At 42.4% G+C, this 510-nt stretch carries 1 protein-coding gene; it reads right to left on the bottom strand.

Going from position 1 to position 510, the window contains the following annotated elements; all coding sequences use genetic code 11:
* Positions 1-510, bottom strand: a 510-nt coding sequence (locus HCJ45_RS14855; RefSeq protein WP_187125296.1) for a MucBP domain-containing protein, incomplete at both ends; no start/stop codon positions are given.

Below are 510 nucleotides of genomic sequence, written 5' to 3'. Positions count from 1 at the left end.
TGTTTCTAATAACCAACCTTCAATGTCTTTGGCTGTCGAAGTATAGGTATCACCTACATTTCCGCTTAATATGTCTGTCGGAGCTAGTTCGTTGCCCGCTCCATCTACATATCGAATTGTCACACCTTGGCCAGCTACTACTTCTTTTTCATACACATATGTGACTGTTTGTGCTGTATCACTGAATGTACCTATAGCATTTTCTGGCGCTGTTTCTAATAACCAACCTTCAATGTCTTTGGCTGTCGAAGTATAGGTATCACCTACATTTCCGCTTAATGTGTCTGTCGGAGCTAGTTCATTGCCTGCTCCATCTGCATATCGAACTGTCACATCTTGGCCAGCTACTACTTCTTTTTCATACACGTACGTGACGGTTTGTGCTGTATCACTGAATGTACCAGTGGCATTTTCTGGCGTTGTTTCTAATAACCAACCTTCAATGTCTTTGGCTGTCGAAGTATAGGTATCACCTACATTTCCGCTTAATATGTCTGTCGGAGCTAGTTC

This window comes from Listeria immobilis (assembly GCF_014322845.1).
GTDB lineage: Bacteria > Bacillota > Bacilli > Lactobacillales > Listeriaceae > Listeria > Listeria immobilis.
The sequence above is the reverse complement of the archived record's forward strand: the minus strand, read 5'-3'. Positions and strand labels throughout refer to the sequence as shown.